This window comes from Promicromonospora sp. NPDC050249 (assembly GCF_040656015.1).
In the GTDB taxonomy this organism is placed as follows: Bacteria; Actinomycetota; Actinomycetes; order Actinomycetales; family Cellulomonadaceae; genus Promicromonospora.
In genome coordinates this window covers 151,939-168,684 of the sequence record NZ_JBFAKY010000002.1, presented here as the reverse complement: position 1 = coordinate 168,684, position 16,746 = coordinate 151,939, and the positions used below count along the sequence as shown (strand labels likewise).

General features: G+C 73.1%; 17 protein-coding genes. 12 read left to right on the top strand and 5 right to left on the bottom strand.

Features of this window, described 5'->3' with window-relative positions; translation table 11 throughout:
• Positions 1 to 150 precede the first annotated feature (150 nt).
• Positions 151 to 606 carry a hypothetical protein gene (locus AB0I32_RS02355; protein WP_357502432.1) on the top strand — a complete coding sequence of 152 codons (456 nt, stop codon included), beginning with the start codon at positions 151 to 153 and terminating at the stop codon, positions 604 to 606.
• A gap of 21 nt (positions 607 to 627) precedes the next feature.
• Here AB0I32_RS02355 and AB0I32_RS02350 read toward each other — a convergent pair whose 3' ends face one another.
• The gene (locus AB0I32_RS02350) at positions 628 to 3,387 is read right to left on the bottom strand and encodes a GNAT family N-acetyltransferase (protein ID WP_357502697.1); all 2,760 of its coding nucleotides are present in this window, start codon (positions 3,385 to 3,387) and stop codon (positions 628 to 630) included.
• A 99-nt stretch (positions 3,388 to 3,486) separates the two neighbouring features.
• On the opposite strand from AB0I32_RS02350, the gene AB0I32_RS02345 reads away from it, so the two are divergent.
• The 3 genes from AB0I32_RS02345 to AB0I32_RS02335 are packed head-to-tail and all read left to right on the top strand — an operon-like array spanning position 3,487 to position 5,927.
• Positions 3,487 to 4,071, top strand: coding sequence for a DUF5998 family protein (locus AB0I32_RS02345; protein ID WP_116675824.1), 585 nt, complete (start codon positions 3,487 to 3,489; stop codon positions 4,069 to 4,071).
• On the top strand, positions 4,068 to 5,261 hold the full coding sequence (locus AB0I32_RS02340; protein ID WP_357502430.1) for a nucleotide pyrophosphatase/phosphodiesterase family protein: 1,194 nt from the start codon (positions 4,068 to 4,070) through the stop codon (positions 5,259 to 5,261). Before AB0I32_RS02345 ends, AB0I32_RS02340 begins: the two co-directional genes overlap by 4 nt.
• Positions 5,262 to 5,285: 24 nt before the next feature.
• Positions 5,286 to 5,927, top strand: coding sequence for a thymidine kinase (locus tag AB0I32_RS02335; RefSeq protein ID WP_357443055.1), 642 nt, complete (start codon positions 5,286 to 5,288; stop codon positions 5,925 to 5,927).
• A 12-nt stretch (positions 5,928 to 5,939) separates the two neighbouring features.
• Here the strand turns inward: AB0I32_RS02335 and sepH are convergent, their stop codons facing one another.
• The gene (sepH, locus tag AB0I32_RS02330; RefSeq protein WP_357502428.1) at positions 5,940 to 7,112 is read right to left on the bottom strand and encodes a septation protein SepH; all 1,173 of its coding nucleotides are present in this window, start codon (positions 7,110 to 7,112) and stop codon (positions 5,940 to 5,942) included.
• Positions 7,113 to 7,232: 120 nt separating this feature from the next.
• On the opposite strand from sepH, the gene AB0I32_RS02325 reads away from it, so the two are divergent.
• Positions 7,233 to 8,096: an inositol monophosphatase family protein gene (locus AB0I32_RS02325; RefSeq protein WP_357502426.1), complete on the top strand. Its 864-nt coding sequence runs from the start codon at positions 7,233 to 7,235 to the stop codon at positions 8,094 to 8,096.
• A 309-nt stretch (positions 8,097 to 8,405) separates the two neighbouring features.
• On the top strand, positions 8,406 to 8,705 hold the full coding sequence (locus AB0I32_RS02320; protein ID WP_116675819.1) for a DUF4193 domain-containing protein: 300 nt from the start codon (positions 8,406 to 8,408) through the stop codon (positions 8,703 to 8,705).
• A gap of 94 nt (positions 8,706 to 8,799) precedes the next feature.
• On the opposite strand, the gene AB0I32_RS02315 is transcribed toward AB0I32_RS02320, so the two are convergent.
• On the bottom strand, positions 8,800 to 9,246 hold the full coding sequence (locus tag AB0I32_RS02315) for a DUF3093 domain-containing protein (protein WP_357502424.1): 447 nt from the start codon (positions 9,244 to 9,246) through the stop codon (positions 8,800 to 8,802).
• A gap of 121 nt (positions 9,247 to 9,367) precedes the next feature.
• Here AB0I32_RS02315 and dut point away from each other — a divergent pair, with 121 nt between their 5' ends.
• The 4 genes from dut (at position 9,368) to AB0I32_RS02295 (ending at position 11,926) form a co-directional block, all read left to right on the top strand.
• The gene (dut, locus tag AB0I32_RS02310; protein ID WP_357502422.1) at positions 9,368 to 9,844 is read left to right on the top strand and encodes a dUTP diphosphatase; all 477 of its coding nucleotides are present in this window, start codon (positions 9,368 to 9,370) and stop codon (positions 9,842 to 9,844) included.
• Positions 9,845 to 9,984: 140 nt separating this feature from the next.
• Entirely contained in the window at positions 9,985 to 10,710 is a 726-nt protein-coding gene (locus AB0I32_RS02305) for a DUF3710 domain-containing protein (RefSeq protein ID WP_357502420.1), read from the top strand.
• Positions 10,711 to 10,725: 15 nt separating this feature from the next.
• Entirely contained in the window at positions 10,726 to 11,106 is a 381-nt protein-coding gene (locus tag AB0I32_RS02300; protein WP_357443035.1) for an OB-fold nucleic acid binding domain-containing protein, read from the top strand.
• A 55-nt stretch (positions 11,107 to 11,161) separates the two neighbouring features.
• On the top strand, positions 11,162 to 11,926 hold the full coding sequence (locus AB0I32_RS02295; RefSeq protein WP_357502418.1) for a DUF3159 domain-containing protein: 765 nt from the start codon (positions 11,162 to 11,164) through the stop codon (positions 11,924 to 11,926).
• On the opposite strand, the gene AB0I32_RS02290 is transcribed toward AB0I32_RS02295, so the two are convergent.
• Together AB0I32_RS02290 and AB0I32_RS02285 are read right to left on the bottom strand one after the other, a co-directional pair.
• Positions 11,923 to 12,588, bottom strand: coding sequence for a TrkA family potassium uptake protein (locus AB0I32_RS02290; protein WP_357502416.1), 666 nt, complete (start codon positions 12,586 to 12,588; stop codon positions 11,923 to 11,925). The genes AB0I32_RS02295 and AB0I32_RS02290 overlap by 4 nt on opposite strands.
• Positions 12,588 to 13,241, bottom strand: a complete 654-nt coding sequence (locus AB0I32_RS02285; protein WP_357502695.1) for a TrkA family potassium uptake protein — start codon at positions 13,239 to 13,241, stop codon at positions 12,588 to 12,590. The genes AB0I32_RS02290 and AB0I32_RS02285 overlap by 1 nt, the downstream gene beginning before the upstream one ends.
• Positions 13,242 to 13,327: 86 nt before the next feature.
• Here AB0I32_RS02285 and AB0I32_RS02280 point away from each other — a divergent pair, with 86 nt between their 5' ends.
• Positions 13,328 to 15,325 carry an APC family permease gene (locus AB0I32_RS02280; RefSeq protein WP_357502414.1) on the top strand — a complete coding sequence of 666 codons (1,998 nt, stop codon included), beginning with the start codon at positions 13,328 to 13,330 and terminating at the stop codon, positions 15,323 to 15,325.
• Positions 15,326 to 15,343: 18 nt separating this feature from the next.
• The gene (locus AB0I32_RS02275) at positions 15,344 to 16,729 is read left to right on the top strand and encodes a TRAM domain-containing protein (RefSeq protein WP_357502412.1); all 1,386 of its coding nucleotides are present in this window, start codon (positions 15,344 to 15,346) and stop codon (positions 16,727 to 16,729) included.
• Positions 16,730 to 16,746: the final 17 nt, after the last annotated feature.

The window sequence follows — 16,746 nt, the reverse complement described above, 5'->3', positions numbered from 1 at the left end:
GTGGATCGAACGAGCAAACGGTACCCCGCGCCGCCGACACTCCGGCCGCTCACACACCGGCGAGCGCTCCGACGAACACGGTGCCGACGTCCAGCCAGGTCATGCGCTGAGCATGTGCACATTCCTCACTTCACCTGGCACTATTCAGCCATGCCCGAAATGCCGCTGCTCAGCAGGTCGACCACCCTGCCGGGCTGGCTGGTCCGCGTCGGGCTCGCCTACGGCGTCGCCGGGCTCAGTGTGGTGCCCGTCATGGTGCTGGGCGCCCTGGTGACCTGGTGGATGCAGTCCTGGACGTGCGCGGAGCAGGAGTGGGGCTGCCTCGAGGAGGGCATCACCATGTGGGCGGGCCTCGCGGTGGTCGCCGCGGTGCTGCACGTGGTCATCTCGATGCGGGTGGGGCTCGGCGTGGTGCACGGCCTGGTGGTCGTCGCGGTGGCCGCGGTGTCGGCGAACATCGCCCCCGCGCCCGGCGCATGGCTGATGCTCGCGACGGGACCGGCGGTCGCCGCGATCCTTACCGCCTCCGGCCCGAACCGCAGGCAGCGCCTGGTGCTCGTCGGCTTCGCCGTGATGCTGCTCGTGGGTATGGTCCTGATCCGCTGACCCCTGATCCGCCGGCCCCGGCTAGCCCGGCAGCGCTCGCCGCGGCGCGTCCGTCCGGCGCTCCGCCGGCCGCAGCCGGATCGTCGCGTGCAGCACCGCCGCCCCGCGCTCAGCCACCGCGACGGGGTAGAGCTCCAGGGAGGCGAGCTCCGGCAGGTCCTCCGCCATGACGGAGACCCGCGCCAGCACGTCCTCGAGCGCCGCGACGTCGGCGGCGGGCGCACCCTGGTAGCCGAAGAGCCGGGGGGCCGCGCGGACGCCGCGCACCATGCGCGCCACGTCGACGTCGGTCAGGGGCGGCACGCCGTGCGTGACGTCGTCCAGCAGGTCGACGGCGTCGCCCGCCAGCCCGAAGGACACCACCGGGCCGAACAGCTCGTCCTCGACCGAGCGCACCACGCACGCCACGCCGGTGGGCGCCATCGCCTGCACCTCCAGCACCGGGTCGGGCGCCGGGAGCAGGGACGCCGCCGCCGCGAGCATCCGCTCGGCGTCCTCCCGCAGGTCCTCGGCGTCGGCGATGTCGAGGCGCACGCCGCCCAGGTCCGCGCGGTGCCGCAGCGCGGGCGCCGCGATCTTGAGCGCCACCGGCCAGCCCAGCTCCTCGGCGGCGGCCACCGCTTCGTCCGCCGTGCGCACGCTCCGGGAGCCCCACAGGGTCAGGCCGTAGCAGGCCAGCAGCTCGGTGGCGGTCGCCTGGTCCAGCTCGGCGCCGTCGGGCTCCTGGACCAGCAGGGACTCGACGAGCGTGCGGGCCTGGGCCCGCGCGGCGCCGTCGGACATACCCTCCCGCAGCGCGGGCCGCACCGGCGTCCCGTGGTCCTGGGTGCGCCACTGCGCGTAGCGCACCACCGCGCCGAGGGCCCAGACGGCGTCCTCGGGCGTCGAGAACGCGGGGATGCGGACGTCGCCGGACGCGAGCTCGTCGGGCATGCCGTGCAGGCCCAGCGCGCTGACGACGGTGGTGCGGCCCGTGCGGGCCGCTGCCTCCGCCACCGCACGCGCTATCGCGTCGGTACGCGGCAGCACCACGGGTACGGACACGACGACGACGGCGTCGCACGCACCGGGGGCGTACAGGGCGTCGACGGCGGCGGCGATCTCGTCGTCGGGCGCCCCGGCCGACAGCGGGTCCGGCGGCCCGACGACGGTGAGGCCCGCCGCGGCGACGGCATCGGTCACGAGCGCCGCCAGCGACGGCGAGCTCGCGAGGACCCCTACCCGGCCGCCGGTCGGGAGGGGCTGGTGCGCCAGCACCTGGGCGACGTCCATGAGCTGGTGCGTGTTCTCCGCACGGATCACGCCGGACTGCCGCAGCACCTCGTCGAGCATCCGCCGCGGCGCGCGCGTGGCGCGCACGGTGTGCCCGGGCGGCACGACACTCCCGTGGCGGCCCGCCACGACCACGATCACGGGCTTGACCTGCGCGAGGCGCCTGGCGATCCGCGAGAACTTGCGGGGGTTGCCGAGCGTCTCGAGGTACAGGCAGGCGACGTCGGTGTGCGGGTCGTCCTGCCAGTACTGCATGACGTCGTTGCCCGAGACGTCGGCCCGGTGCCCCGCCGAGACGAGCGTGGAGAGCCCGAGGCCGCGGCGTTTGACCGTCTCGGCGGCCGTGACGGCGACGGGCGAGCTCTGGCTGAACAGGCCCACGCGGCCGGGCTTGGGGGCCGTGAGCGCGAGGCTCGCGCGCAGGCTCGCGCCTGGCACGTTCGTGAGCAGGCCGTAGCTCGCCGGGCCGACCACCCGCATGCCCTCGGTGTGCGCGGTGCGCAGCAGCTCGCGGCGGCGGGCCACGCCCTCGGGCCCCACCTCGGCCCACCCCGCCGACAGGACGACGACGCCGCGCGCCCCCGTGCCGCGCAGGCGCCGGACCGTGTCGATCACCTCGTCCGGGGGTGCGGCGACGACCGCGAGGTCGATCTGGCCGTTCTCGTCGGATCCGTTCCCGCCCAGCCCGCCCCTGCCGAGGTCCGCCCAGGTCACGTCGTCGCCCAGCACCAGGAGCTCGGTGTCGCCGGGGCCGGCGGCGTGCGCCTCGCGGACGCGCGCGGCGAGCAGCTCGTCCACCGTGCCGCCCTCCGCCGGGCCGACCAGGAGCACGCGCCGGGCCGAGAGCAGGCCCTGCATGGAGCGCGCCTCGGTGCGGTGCTCGCGGTCCGCCATGACCTCGCGGGACCGGTCGGTCGGGTCGAGGTCCACCGAGACGGTGACGACGCCGTCGTCCAGGTGCTGCTCGACGGCGTAGCCCGCCTCCCGGAACACGCCGAGCATCGCCCGGTTCTGGGGCAGCACCTCGGCGATGAACCGGTGCACGCCCCGCTCGCGCGCGGCGGCGGCGATGTGCTCCAGCAGCACGGACCCGAGCCCCTGGCCCTGGAGCGCGTCGGCGATGTTGAACGCGACCTCGGCGGTGCGGCGGCCGGGCCGGTCGTCAATCACGTCGTAGCGCGCGACGCCGACGATGTCCTCGGCCTGTCCTTCGCCGTCCGCGCCGTCGGTCTCCTGCGCCGAACCCGGGCGGACGGCGACCAACGCCGTCCTGCTCACGTGGTCCACGGTGACGAGCTGGGTGAGCATGCGGTCGGGGATGCGCTGCAGCGCGGCGAAGAACCGGAGGTAGGTCGAACGCTCCGACTGCGCCATCTGGAAGCGCTGGAGCGCGTCGGAGTCCTCGGGACGGATGGGCCGCACGTGCGTGGTGGAGCCGTCGCGCAGCACCACGTCGGCCTCCCACTCGACCGGGTACTCCGTCGAGTAGGGCAGGCGCACCGTGCCCACTCGTCGGTCGGCCCGTTCTGGCTGGTCCACGGGACCAAGGCTAACGACCGGCGCAGCGCGTGTGGACCTGACCGCGACCCGGATGGGATGATGCCAACCGTGCCCCATGCCCCTACCGATGCCCGTGACGACCTGACCGCCCATCTGCACCGGGCCGGCTACTACCCGGAGCTCGTCGCGGACGTGCTCGACGTGGCGCTGGCCGACGAGGAGGTCGTGGCCCACCTCGTGCAGGCGGAGACCACCTTCGACTCGGAGGTGCGCAGGCACCTCACCGTCCTGGTGCTGACGCCGACCCGCCTGGTCACCGCGCACGTGGACGACCACGCGGGGGAGGACCCGGAGCGGCCCGGCTCGGCGTCGGCCACCACGGAGGTCGTGCCGGTGCGCGAGATCCGCTCGGTGGCGCTCACGCACGTGATCGCGGACCCGGAGCGGTACCCGAAGCGTGCTTCGACGCGTGAGGTCACCCTCGCGATCGGCTGGGGCGCCGTGTCCCGTGTCGACCTCGAGCCCGCCACGTGCGTTGACCCGAACTGCACCGCCGACCACGGCCTGACCGGCCAGGTCACGCCCGACGACGTCGTGGTCCGCGTGTCCAGCGAGGCCGAGGGTGACGCCGCGGTCCGTGCCGCCGTCGGCTTCGCGCGCGCCCTGTCCCGGGCGACGTCCGCGCCGAAGTGACCGTACTGAACCTCCCCGACGGCCTGGTCGCGCCGTCCTACGACACCACGAGCCTCGCAGCGGTCATGCCTGCCGTCGCGGGCGCCCTGGGCCACGACCTCACGACCGCCACCGGCCTCACCTCGGCCGGCTGCCGCACTGCCCTCGGCCTGCCCGACGCCGACCGCGTGGTCGTCGTCCTGGTCGACGGGCTCGGCATCCGCAATCTCGCCGAACGTGGCGGGCACGCGCCGTTCCTGCGCGGCCTCCTGCGCGAGCGGGACGAGCCCGCGGCGACGCTCACGTCGAGCTTCCCGTCCACGACGGCGGCGGGCCTGAGCACCTTCGGCACGGGCACCGCCCCTGGCCGCACCGGCATGCTCGGCTACACGCAGCGCAACCCGGCGACGGGCCGGCTGGCGTCCCTGGTGCAGTGGAGGGAGCTGGGCGACCCCGCTGACCTGCAGCGCGAGCCCACCGTCTTCGAGACGCTCGCCGCTGCCGGCACGCGGGTCACGGCGCCCGGCCCGGGCAGGTTCGCCGGGTCCGGCATGACGCAGGCCGCGCTGCGTGGCCCGGCGTACGTCGCCGCCGAGACCTTCGAGCAGCGGGTCGACGCAACGGTCACCGCGCTCCGGCAGCCCGGCGAGGCGCAGCGCCTCGTCTACCTGTACCAGGGCGACGTCGACAAGACGGGACACGGCCACGGCTGGGACTCGTGGCAATGGGGCGACGCACTGGAGTCCACGGACCGCGAGCTGAGCCGGCTGATGCGCAGCGTCCCGCGTGGCACCCTCGTGGTGGTCACCGCCGACCACGGCCAGATCAAGGCCGACTTGAGCACCCAGTGGGACGTCGCCTCCGACCCGGCGCTGAAGCCAGGCGTCGCGCTGGTCGGGGGAGAGCCGCGTGCCCTGCACGTCTACGCCGACCAGGGCACCGACCCGGCCGACGTCGCGCGGCGGTGGGCCGAGCGGCTGGGCGAGCACGCGGTCGTCCTGCTGCGGGACGACGCGGTAGCGGGCGGCTGGTTCGGTCCGGTCGCCGAGCACGTGCACCCGGCGATCGGGGACGTGGTGGTCGCCATGACCGGCGCAGCCACCGTCGTCGACTCGCGTGTGCACTCCGCGAACGCGCGCGCCCTGCCCGGCGTGCACGGCTCGCTGACGCCGCACGAGATGCTCGTCCCCCTGCTCACCGCCGTCGCGTGAGCCGAGACCTGAGGTAAGAACACAGTGGCAGAGCTCGTCTTCTTCTCCGGGACCATGGACTCCGGGAAGTCCACCCTCGCCCTCCAGACGGACCACAACTATCGAGCCCGCGGGCGCGAGGGGCTGATCTTCAGCCGTGGCGACCGGGCGGGGGAGGCCAGGGTCTCCAGCCGCCTGGGCCTGGAGGTCGCTGCCCACGAGGTGACCGACGACACCGACTTCTGGGTGGAGATCAGCGGCCGGCGCGCCGGCGGTGAGGCGGTCGACTACCTCGTGTGCGACGAGGCGCAGTTCTACTCGCCCGAGCAGGTGGAGCAGCTCGCCCGCCTCGTCGACGAGATGGAGATCGACATCTTCGCGTTCGGCATCACCACCGACTTCCGCACCCGGCTGTTCCCCGGCTCCGCCCGCCTCATCGAGCTCGCCGACCGGATCGACGTGCTCCAGGTGCAGTCGCTGTGCTGGTGCGGCGCCCGCGCCACGCACAACGCGCGCACGGTCGACGGCGCGATGGTCACGGAGGGCGAACAGGTGGTGATCGGCGACGTCGGCCCGTTCGAGTCCGCCGACGTCGCCTACGAGGTGCTGTGCCGCCGCCACCACATGCGCCGCATGACGGCGCTCACCGCGCGACGGCGGTCGGCCGACGAGTCGCTCTGGGGCTGAGCGCCCGGACCGTCAGACCTCCGGACGCGACCCGAACACGATCTCGTCCCAGCTCGGCACCTGCGCACGCGACTTGCGCCCGCGCTTCGCCGCCGGGCGTTTGGACTGCGCGGCCTCTGCCGGCGGTTTCTCCGGGACCTGCTCCGGCTCGGCCTGTGGCGCGGGTTCCTCGGCGGGCGCGGGGCCGGACGCCGGACCGGCGTCCGCCTCTTGCACCGGGCCGGGCCTCGGCGCCTCGATCTCCCACTGGCTGGGCCCCTCCCACTCCAGGTCCGCGGGGGAGTCGGGCACCTTGACCGCTGGCATGCGTGCGCGGGTCCCGCTGCGCCGCGCACCGATGTCCACGACGGCGGCCGAGGGCTCCGGGTCCGGCTCGGGCTCCTCGGCCGGCGGCCCGTCGGGGCCGGCAGGGCCGGCAGGGCCGTCGATGTCGAGCTCCATCATGTCCGGCAGGTCGTTGTCCGGGGTCTGCCTGCGGGCAGGCCGCTGCCCCCGCCGCTCCGACAGGTTGTCGAGCAGCAGGTCGGTGTCGTCCTGCTCGGGTGGCGCCGACCGGGACGACGGGCCGTGGTTGCTCCGGTGCAGGGCCGACACCCCGGCGATGGCCGGTCCGCCGTCGTCCTCCGGGAGACCGAGCCAGCGCGCCTCGTCGTCGAGCGCCGTGACGAAGCCGCCGCGCGGCTCCAGCGACCAGCGGGCCAGGCGGGGGCGGTCGCCGGCCTCGAACTCGACCTGCACGATCCACGGGTGGGTGCCCTCGCGGGTAGCGGTCCACCGGGCGTCGGCGGGCCGTACGCCGCGCGAGCGGAGCCGGTCGTCGGCGATCTCGCCCAGGGTGGTGGTGCCGTCGTCGTCCGTCCGGACGGACTTGGCCCGGACGCGCGCGATCGAGTGCTCCCGCTCGGAGAGGACGGCGTACTCGAAACGCCGCACGTGCTCGATCGGTAGACCCGAGGCCTCGGCGAGCTTCTCGCACGTCTCGCCCGCGCGCAGGCGCTCCTGGATCTCCCGGGGACGGAGCGCCGACGCCTCCTGGGCGCGGATCGACTCGGTACGCGGGCGGTCCCCGCGGATCGCGGCACGCAGGGCATCGGTGATGGGCAGGGTGCTCTGGGCGCCGTCGCGCGCAGCAAGGACGAGTCGTTCACCGTCCTCGTGCAGCCGTACCAGCTCCAGCTCGTCCATGCCAGTCCTCCCGGGGTAGTCCTGTGGGCCGAGCCTGCCACCGCGGGGCCGCCCAGCGGCGCAGGCGCGTCGGTGCGCCGCCGGATAGTCGGCCGCTGGTGCGTGCGGCAGGATGGGTGCGTGATCTCACCCGCACTGCCCGAGCTGCCCGACGGCGTCACCGTCACCGCCCTCCGCGACCTCGCCGTCCGCCTCGCGACAGCCGCCGGTGCCCTGGTCCGTGAGGGTAGACCTGAACGCGTGGTGGTCGCGGCCACCAAGTCGAGCGACGTCGACCCGGTGACCGTCATGGACCGCGCCTCGGAGGACCTGCTGCGCGAGATGATCGCCGCCGAGCGGCCCGACGACGCGATCCTGGGCGAGGAGGGCGACGACGTGGCGGGCACGAGCGGCCTCACGTGGGTGCTCGACCCGATCGACGGCACGGTGAACTACCTCTACGGGGTGGCGTCCTGGGCCGTGTCGGTGGCCGTGGTGGCCGGCCCGCCGGAACCCGCCTCGTGGACGGTCCTGGCCGGCTGCGTGCACAGCGTGGCCGACGGCCGCACCTGGTCGGCGGGGCTCGGCGAGGGCGCGACCCGCGACGGCGAGCCGATCCGCGTGGGCACGCCGACGGAGCTCGGCACCTCCCTGGTCGGCACGGGTTTCGGGTACGACGCCGCCCGCCGCGCCCAGCAGGCGCAGGTGCTGGCTCAGGTGCTGCCGAAGATCCGGGACATCCGACGGCTCGGCTCGGCCGCCATCGACCTCTGCCTCCTGGCGGACGGCTCGCTCGACCTGTACTACGAGCGCGGGCTCAACCCGTGGGACATGGCGGCAGGGGCAGTGGTGGCCACCGAGGCGGGCGCTGTCGTGACGGGACTGCGCGGCGGTCCGGCCACCACCGCCATGACGGTGGCGGGGCCGGCAGAGCTCGTCGCACAGCTGGCCGAGATCCTCGAGGCGGCGGACGCGGACGAGGCGAGCCTGCCCGAGATCGGGTGATCCTTTTTCTGACACGCCATTGCGGGAGATGTCACCGCTGAACCGGCTCCAAAGGCAAATATCGGTACATCGACGCAGGTCAGAGCATACGTGACCTGGGTTACACCGGCAGATGTAGCGCGCCTGACAGAAATGGTGCACAATCCGTGGGCCGACTCGGGAACAAAACCGGGGCCGTGTGCATTATCAGCGCGTACACCCGCAACGGACGCCGTTCGACGGCGCTTGCGGTGACCCGGCCGGGGCGGCGTCGAACCCCCGGATGACCCGAAACCTTCCGGCGCGACCACTACCGACGGAGAACACCACATGGCAACTGACTACGACGCCCCACGTAAGACCGATGAGGATGTCGAGCAGGATTCGATCCAGGAGCTGCAGGCTCGTCGCTCCGACAAGTCCTCGGGCGTTGTGGACGAGGACGAGACCGAGGCTGCCGAGGGCTTTGAGCTCCCGGGGGCCGACCTGTCCGGCGAAGAGCTCGCCGTTCGCGTGCTGCCGCGACAGGCGGACGAGTTCACGTGCTCCAGCTGCTTCCTCGTGCACCACCGCAGTCAGCTGGCCTACGAGAAGGCCGGCCAGATGATCTGCACGGAGTGCGCCGCCTGATTCCACCAGGCGTTCGGCACTGACGACACGACCGGGCTGTCATGCAAGTGCGTGGCAGCCTTCGTCGTGTCCGGGGTCAGGCGGTTCCCCGGGCTCAGAAGGCTCGCAGCGCCTCGACCAGCAGCTGCGGCCGACGCGTGGAGATGAGCCAGTAGGGGGTGGGGTCCGCGGGGTCGTCCAGTGCGACCCGCACGCCGGTCCGGGCCCACGCGCGCAGGCAGACGTACGCACGAGCGTCGAGGCCGGGGCCCAGCTCGTGCCGCATCGCGGCGACGTCGAGGGCCTCGGCGGGGCCGAGCAGAGCGACGGGGATCCGGGCGCTGCCGGCCCGCAGGACGCCGTCGGACACCTCGACGACGGGCGCCGTGGCCGCCAGGGCGGTCGCGGATCCCAGGCACACCAGCAGCCCGACGACGATCGCCGCCGTCGCGTTCACCGGCCACAGCGCTATCGCCGCGATGGCGCCCAGACCGACCGTGCCGAGCCAGCCGCCGGGACCGGGCAGAAGACGCTCGTGGAAGGTGAGGGTGGTCGCCGTCATGAGGACATCATCCCAGCCCCGAGCACTGCCCGAGCACTGCCGCAGCGCTGCCCGAGCGCTGCCGGTGCACCAGTTGGCCCCTCTTGCGGCGGTGCGCGCCGAGGTGGCGTACTCTTCCGGCGTGCCCACCCCTGTGCCCAGCGACGACGGCAGCACCGTAGACGTGCTCATCCGCCTGCTCGACGACGTTCCCGTCCCCTCCTACGCGCACCCCGGCGACGCCGGCGCCGACCTGGTGACCACCATCGACGTCGAGATCCCGCCGCAGGGCCGGGTGCTGGTGCCCACGGGCGTCTCGATCGCCTTGCCGGACGGCTACGCGGCGTTCGTGCACCCCCGGTCGGGACTGGCCACGAAGCACGGTGTCACCATCGTGAACGCCCCCGGGACCGTCGACGCGGGCTACCGCGGCGAGATCAAGGTGACGCTGCTCAACACCGACGTCACCGAGGCCGTGAAGCTGGTGCGGGGCGACCGCGTCGCGCAGCTCGTGATCCAGAAGGTCGAGCGGGCGCGTTTCCTGCCCGCCGAGACACTGCCCGGCTCGCACCGGGGCGAGGGTGGCTTCGGCTCCAGCGGCGGTTTCGCGGGGCGCTGAACGCCGGCTCCCGAGCCGCCCCGACTTCCGTACCGGTACCGCCCCGGACGGGTCTAGTCTGTAAGTAACGAGCGGATAACGCTGGTGTGCGCCGCAACTGTGTGCGCACGCAGGACGACGAACTACGAAGGAGCGTGGCTGTGGGTCTGTTCAGCCGACGAGGCACGGCGAATGAGCCCGCACCGGTCGAGTGGGCGTCGGTGGAGGCCGAGCAGCAGAAGCGGCCGCACGGACCCTTCGACCGGTCGCAGGTGGGGGAGATGGGTCCCCGCGTCGACCTCGGCGCCATCTGGCTGCCGGTGATGCCGGGTCTCGAGCTTCGCATGGAGATCGACAAGAAGACGCAGAAGGTCACGGGGGTGACGGCCGCGCTGGAGGGGTCGAACCTTCAGATCCAGGCTTTCGCCGCGCCGCGCACCGAGGGCATCTGGGACGAGATCCGGCACGAGATCGCGCAGTCCGTGAGCGGGCAGGGCGGGATCGTCGACGACGTGCCCGGCGTGTTCGGCCGCGAGCTGCTGGTCCGGATGCCCGTGAAGGGTCCGGACGGTCAGGCCGGGCAGCGGCCCGCACGGTTCATCGGGGTGGACGGCCCGCGCTGGTTCATCCGCGGTGTGCTCGCTGGCAAGGCGGCCCTGGACGCCGAGGCGGCCAAGGCCCTCGAGTCGGTGTTCGCGAACATCGTCGTGGTGCGCGACCAGAGCCCGCGACCGCCTCGTGACCTGCTGCCCCTGGCGCTGCCGAAGTCGGCGCGCAAGGATGGTGCGGAGCAGGCAGCGCCCGCTGCCGGGCCCGAGGGTGCGGTACCGCAGATGTCTGACTTCGACCCCCTGCGCCGCGGCCCCGAGATCACGCAGATCGGTTGACGAGGTGAACCACTGATGTCGCTGCGCTCGAGCCTCGCGTCCCGCATAGCGGAGTCGCTGGCCTCCAACGAGCAGGTCCGCGACACCGAGGAGCGTGCGGACGCCTCCCGGAACGTGGGCTGCGCGGCGGTCGCCTCCGTGCCGGTCAGGTCCCGCGGCAAGGTGGCCGGTGTCCTGCGCTCGGTCGTCCTGCGCCCGCGGGAGGGTGTGCCCACCGTGGAGGCCGAGCTGTTCGACGGTTCCGGCGCGCTGGACCTCGTCTGGCTCGGCCGGCGGACCATCGACGGCATCGAGCCGGGCCGGCGGATCCGCGTCGAGGGCATGGTGTGCGACGTCGACGGGCGGCGCACCATGTTCAACCCGCGCTACGAGCTGCGGCCCCGGCCCGGCGAATGAGGCGACGCGTGGCCGGGTGGATCCGCACCCGTCAGAGCACGGCAGAATGAGCCCCATGAGCGAACCCGCACGTCCCGACGTGCCCCAGCAGTCCGAGCAGCAGCACGAGCAGCAGCCCGACCAGGCACCCGCGCGCGGCATGCGCGCCCTCACCGGCGAGGAGTTCTCCGCCGCCCAGGCGATCGGCGGTGTGCGCGGCCTGGTCGAGGCGGTGCTGCCCGGCCTGGTGTTCGTGGTCGCGTTCGTGATCTTCACGCCCAACCTGGTGATCCCGCTCGTCGCGTCGGTCGTGGCCGCCCTCGTGCTCGTGGTGGCGCGGCTGGTGCAGCGCACACCCGTCACGCAGGCACTGGGTGGACTGCTCGGTATCGCCGTCGGTGTGGTGTGGGCCTGGACGTCCGGCGAGGCGGAGAACTACTACGCCGGTGGCCTGCTGGTCAACGCCGCGTACCTCGTGGTGCTGCTCGGCAGCATCCTGATCCGCCGCCCCGCCGTCGGCTACGTGGTGGAGGCGCTGCGCGCAGGCCTGACGCCGGAGCGGGTCAAGGCCGGGGCGGAGGCAGGCACCTCGCCGTTCGCCGCCCTGACGGCGTGGCGCGCCGACCCGGCCAAGATGCGCACCTACGCGATCGCCACCTGGCTGTGGGTAGGCCTGTTCGGTCTGCGCCTGGCCGTCAAGACGCCGCTGTACTTCGCGGGCGACATCGCATGGCTCGGCACGTTCCACCTGCTGCTCGGCGTGCCCCTGTGGGCGCTGGTGCTGTACCTGACCTGGTACGTCGTGCGTGGCACCCCGCGTACGCCGGTCGTGCAGGACTAGCCCTTCGGTACCAGCAGCTCCTGGAGGGCGTCCGTGTCGGCCTCCGCGCCGGCGACCAGCAGCAGCTCGTCGCCGGCCTCCAGGGTGTCGTCCTGGCTCGGCACCAGCGGCCGGCCGTCACGCACGATGGTCGCGAGCGTGACGTCGGCCGGCCACACCACGCGGCCCAGCCGGGTCCCCGCGACGCGGGAGTCGGCGGGCAGCGTCAGCTCGAGCAGGTCGGCGCGCGACTGGCGGAAGCTGAAGATGCGCACCAGGTCGCCCACGGCGACCGCCTCCTCGACCATGGCGGTCATGATGCGCGGGGTCGACACCGCGACGTCCACGCCCCACGACTGGTCGAACATCCACTCGTTCTTCGGGTTGTTCACGCGTGCGACGGTGCGCGGCACGCCGAACTCCGTCTTGCCCAGCAACGAGAAGACGAGGTTGACCTTGTCGTCGCCGGTGGCACCCACGACGACGTCGGCCTGCTCCATCTCCGAGGCCTCGAGCGCCGGGAGCTCGCACGCGTCCGCGAGCACCCACTCCGCCTCCGGCACCTGGGAGACCCGCATGGCCGAGGCGTTCTTGTCGATGAGGGTCACCTCGTGGTCGTGGCTCAGCAGCTCACGGGCGATCGACCGGCCCACGGACCCGGCCCCTGCGATGACTACGCGCATCAGTCCTCCTCGGCGGGCGGGGCGGCGGTCAGGATCCGCTCGACGTTGGCCGAGCTGTCCGCCGTCATGAGCAGGTGCAGCACGTCGTTCTCCTGGAGCACGACGTCGGGGGTGGGCAGCACCGCCGACGTGTACCGGGTCACGAACGCGACGCGCGCGCCCGTCGCTGCCTCGACGTGGAGCACGGGCTTGCCGACCCAGCGCCGGTGGTAGTCGATCTGCGCCAGCCGGACGGTGCCCGACGGGTCGAGGTACTCGTCGGTCGAGCCCATCGGGAGCATCCGGCGCAGCACCTGCTCCGCGGTCCAGCGCACGGTGGCGACGGTCGGGATGCCCAGGCGCTGGTAGATCTCCGCGCGGTGCGGGTCGTAGATACGGGCCACCACGTTGTCGACGCCGTAGGTCTCGCGCACCACCCGGGCGGACAGGATGTTCGAGTTGTCGCCGTCGGACACGGCGGCGAACGCGTACGTGTCCTCGATCCCCGCCTGGACGAGCGTGTCCCGGTCGAAGCCCACGCCGGTCACCTTCTTGCCCGAGAAGTCCGCGGGCAGACGCCGGAACGCGTCGGGGTTCTGATCGATGACGGCCACGGAGTGCCCGCGGCCCTCGATCTCCTGGGCGAGGCTGGAACCCACACGGCCGCAGCCCATGATCACGAAGTGCACGAACGGAACGCTACCGCGCCGCCCGGCCTTTGGTGCGCCACCGGCTACCGGCAGGCATAGAGTCTTCCAACGTGTCGGACATCGTCGATGCGGCCAAACGACTACTGGTCGGCCGCCCCATGCGCAGCGAGAGCCTCGGGCACACGCTGCTGCCCAAGAGGATCGCCCTCCCGGTGTTCGCCTCGGACGCCCTCTCGTCGGTCGCGTACGCGCCCGACGAGATCCTCCTGACCCTCTCCCTGGCCGGTATCGCCGCAGTCGCGTTCTCGCCATGGGTGGGTCTCGTGGTGGTCTTCGTGCTGCTCATCGTCGTCGCGTCCTACCGGCAGAACGTCCGCGCGTACCCGTCCGGCGGCGGCGACTACGAGGTCGCCACCGTCAACCTGGGCCCGACGGCGGGCGTCGGCGTGGCGTCGGCGCTGCTCGTCGACTACGTGCTCACCGTCGCGGTGTCCATCTCGTCGGCGGCCCAGTACGCGTCCGCGGCGATCCCCGGCCTGCGCGGCCACGAGGCGATCGCGGCGGTGATCGCCGTCGTGCTGCTCACGCTGATCAACCTGCGCGGGGTCAAGGAGTCGGGCACCGCGTTCGCGATCCCCGTCTACTGCTACATGGCGATCATCGGGGCGCTGGTCGTCACCGGCGCGTTCCGCTTCTTCGCCGGGGACCTGCCGAAGGCCCAGAGCGCCGAGTTCGAGCTCACCGGCGAGGCCGCGTTCGACCAGGGCCTCGTCGGCGTCGCCGGCGCGTTCCTCCTGGCCCGCGCGTTCGCGTCCGGCTGCGCCGCCCTGACCGGCGTCGAGGCCATCAGCAACGGCGTGCCGTCGTTCCGCAAGCCGAAGTCGCGCAACGCAGCGACCACGCTGCTGCTGCTCGGCAGCATCTCCTCGACGATGATCATCTCGATCCTGCTGCTCGCCCAGGCGACCGGGGTCAAGTTCGCGGAGGACCCGCACGAGCAGCTCACGCTGAACGGCGAGGCGGTCTCGTCCCACTACGTGCAGATCCCCGTGATCGGGCAGCTCGCCGAGGCAGTGTTCTCCGGCTTCTCGCCGGCCTTCTACGCGGTCTCCGCCGTCACGGGCCTGATCCTCGTGCTCGCGGCGAACACCGCCTTCAACGGGTTCCCGGTGCTCGGCTCGATCCTGGCGCGCGACGGCTACCTGCCGCGCCAGCTGCACACCCGCGGCGACCGCCTCGCCTTCTCCAACGGCATCGTGGCGCTCGCGGTCGCGGCGATCATCCTGATCGTCGTCTTCGACGCCGAGTCGACGCGCCTCATCCAGCTCTACATCGTCGGCGTGTTCGTGTCGTTCACGCTGTCCCAGCTCGGCATGCTGCGGCACTGGACGCGGGAGCTGCGCACCGAGCCCAACCCCGTGGTGCGCAGCCGGATGAAGCGCTCACGGCTGGTCAACGGCGTGGGTTTCGGGCTCACCGGAACGGTGCTGGTCATCGTGCTGGTGACCAAGTTCACCCATGGTGCCTGGATCACGCTCCTGGCGATGGGCATCCTGTTCGTCCTCATGCGCGGGATCCGCAAGCACTACGACCGCGTGCGCGACGAGCTCGCGCTCGACGACGTCTCGGCCGCCCGCGCGCTGCCCAGCCGGGTGCACGCGGTGGTGCTGGTCTCCAAGGTGCACAAGCCGACCATGCGGGCGCTGGCGTACGCGCGTGCCGCGCGGCCCAACGTGATCGAGGCGGTCACCGTCGGCGTCGACCGGGAGGACATCGACGGGCTCGTCGCCGAGTGGGAGGCCCTCGACCTGCCGGTTCCGCTGCGGATCCTCGACTCGCCGTACCGCGAGATCACCAGGCCCGTGCTCAAGTACGTGCGGTCCGTGCGCCGCGAGTCGCCGCGCGACCTCGTGATCGTCTACATCCCCGAGTACGTGGTGGGCCACTGGTGGGAGCAGCTGCTGCACAACCAGTCGGCGCTGCGGCTCAAGGGCAGCCTGCTGTTCACGCCGGGCGTGGTCGTGGCGTCGGTGCCGTGGCAGCTCGCCTCGTCGCGCGGCCACACCGGCCTCGAGGACGACACCTTCCTGAACGGCAGGCGGATGTAACCAGGGGATACTGGGGGCATGCCCCGCAACCCCGACCGTCGTTCCGCGCCCGCCAACCCCGATTCGGGCGGACGCCCGCGTCGTCGTCCGCAGCGCTCCCCGCGGCCGGACCGCGGCCGCCGCGTGAGCGACGTCCCCGCACCCGAGGTGGGGACAGAGGTCGAGCTGGAGGTCGGACCCGTCGCGCACGGCGGCCACTGCGTGGCCCGCCTGGACGGTCGCGTCGTCTTCGTGCGGCACACCCTGCCCGGCGAGCGGGTCCGCGCCCGCGTCACCGAGGGCGGCCCGAGCTTCTGGCGCGCCGACGCCGTCGAGGTGCTGCAGGCGTCCCCCGACCGGGTCGAGCCCGCCTGGCCCGCCGCGGGTCCCGACGGCGTGGGCGGTGGCGAGCTCTCGCACGTCTCGCTCCCCGCGCAGCGTCGCTGGAAGACCGACGTGCTCGTCGAGCAGCTGCAGCGCCTGGCCCGCATCGACCCGGAGTGGCTGGCCCGCGAGGTCACCGTCGAGGGCGCGCCCGGCGACGACGAGCGCCGCGGCCTGCACTACCGCACCCGGATCGACCTGGTCGCCGACGCCGACGGGCACGCTGGCATGCGCAAGCACCGCTCGCACGACGTCGTGGCACTCAAGAAGATGCCGCTCGGCACCGCGGAGATCGCCGCGTTCGCGATCGCCGAGGACGTGTTCACGCGCACCTGGCCACGAGGTGCGCAGCTGACCCTGGTAGCGCCGTCCGAGGGTGAGCCGGCGCTGCTGGTCGACGGCGAGCCGTGGCGCCGGGGCAAGCCCGACACCCGGCCCAACGCCCGCCGCTCCGTGAGCGAGTTCGTGGCCGGGCCGTGGGGCACGCACCGCTTCCGCGTGGCGGCCGGCGGGTTCTGGCAGGTGCACCGCGAGGCGCCGTCCGTGCTGACGCGGGCCGTGCTGGACGCGTCCGGCGCGACGGCGGGCGAGCTCGCCGGGGCCACCGTCCTCGACCTGTACTCCGGTGCCGGGCTGTTCACGCTGCCGCTCGCGGAAGCCGTCGGGCCGAAGGGCCGGGTCGTTGCCGTCGAGGGCGACGAGCAGGCGTCGAAGGACGCCCGCCGCAACGCGCACGCGTACGAGCAGGTCTCGCTCGAGGTGGGCGCCGTCGAGCAGGTGCTCGGGTCGGACACCGTTCCCACGGCCGACGTCGTGGTGCTGGACCCGCCGCGGTCGGGCGCCGGACGAGCGGTGGTCGACGCGATCGCCGCCCGCGCCCCGCGCCGCATCGTGTACGTGGCGTGCGACCCGGCGGCGCTCGCGCGTGACGTCGGCTATCTCGCCGCGCACGGCTACACGCTCTCGGGGGTGCGCGGGTTCGACCTCTTCCCGCACACGCATCACGTGGAGGCTGTGGCGGTGCTGGACCGGCAGGCCTGACCGACGCGCATAGGATG

What these genes read in the sequence shown, in the direction of transcription:
- AB0I32_RS02355 (WP_357502432.1), top strand. Translation starts at nt 151, where the DNA reads ATGCCCGAAATGCCGCTGCTCAGCAGGTCGACCACCCTGCCGGGCTGG.
- sepH (WP_357502428.1), bottom strand. Translation starts at nt 7,112, where the DNA reads ATGGACGAGCTGGAGCTGGTACGGCTGCACGAGGACGGTGAACGACTC.
- AB0I32_RS02320 (WP_116675819.1), top strand. Translation starts at nt 8,406, where the DNA reads ATGGCAACTGACTACGACGCCCCACGTAAGACCGATGAGGATGTCGAG.
- AB0I32_RS02315 (WP_357502424.1), bottom strand. Translation starts at nt 9,246, where the DNA reads ATGACGGCGACCACCCTCACCTTCCACGAGCGTCTTCTGCCCGGTCCC.
- AB0I32_RS02300 (WP_357443035.1), top strand. Translation starts at nt 10,726, where the DNA reads ATGTCGCTGCGCTCGAGCCTCGCGTCCCGCATAGCGGAGTCGCTGGCC.
- AB0I32_RS02295 (WP_357502418.1), top strand. Translation starts at nt 11,162, where the DNA reads ATGAGCGAACCCGCACGTCCCGACGTGCCCCAGCAGTCCGAGCAGCAG.
- AB0I32_RS02290 (WP_357502416.1), bottom strand. Translation starts at nt 12,588, where the DNA reads ATGCGCGTAGTCATCGCAGGGGCCGGGTCCGTGGGCCGGTCGATCGCC.
- AB0I32_RS02285 (WP_357502695.1), bottom strand. Translation starts at nt 13,241, where the DNA reads ATGGGCTGCGGCCGTGTGGGTTCCAGCCTCGCCCAGGAGATCGAGGGC.
- AB0I32_RS02275 (WP_357502412.1), top strand. Translation starts at nt 15,344, where the DNA reads ATGCCCCGCAACCCCGACCGTCGTTCCGCGCCCGCCAACCCCGATTCG.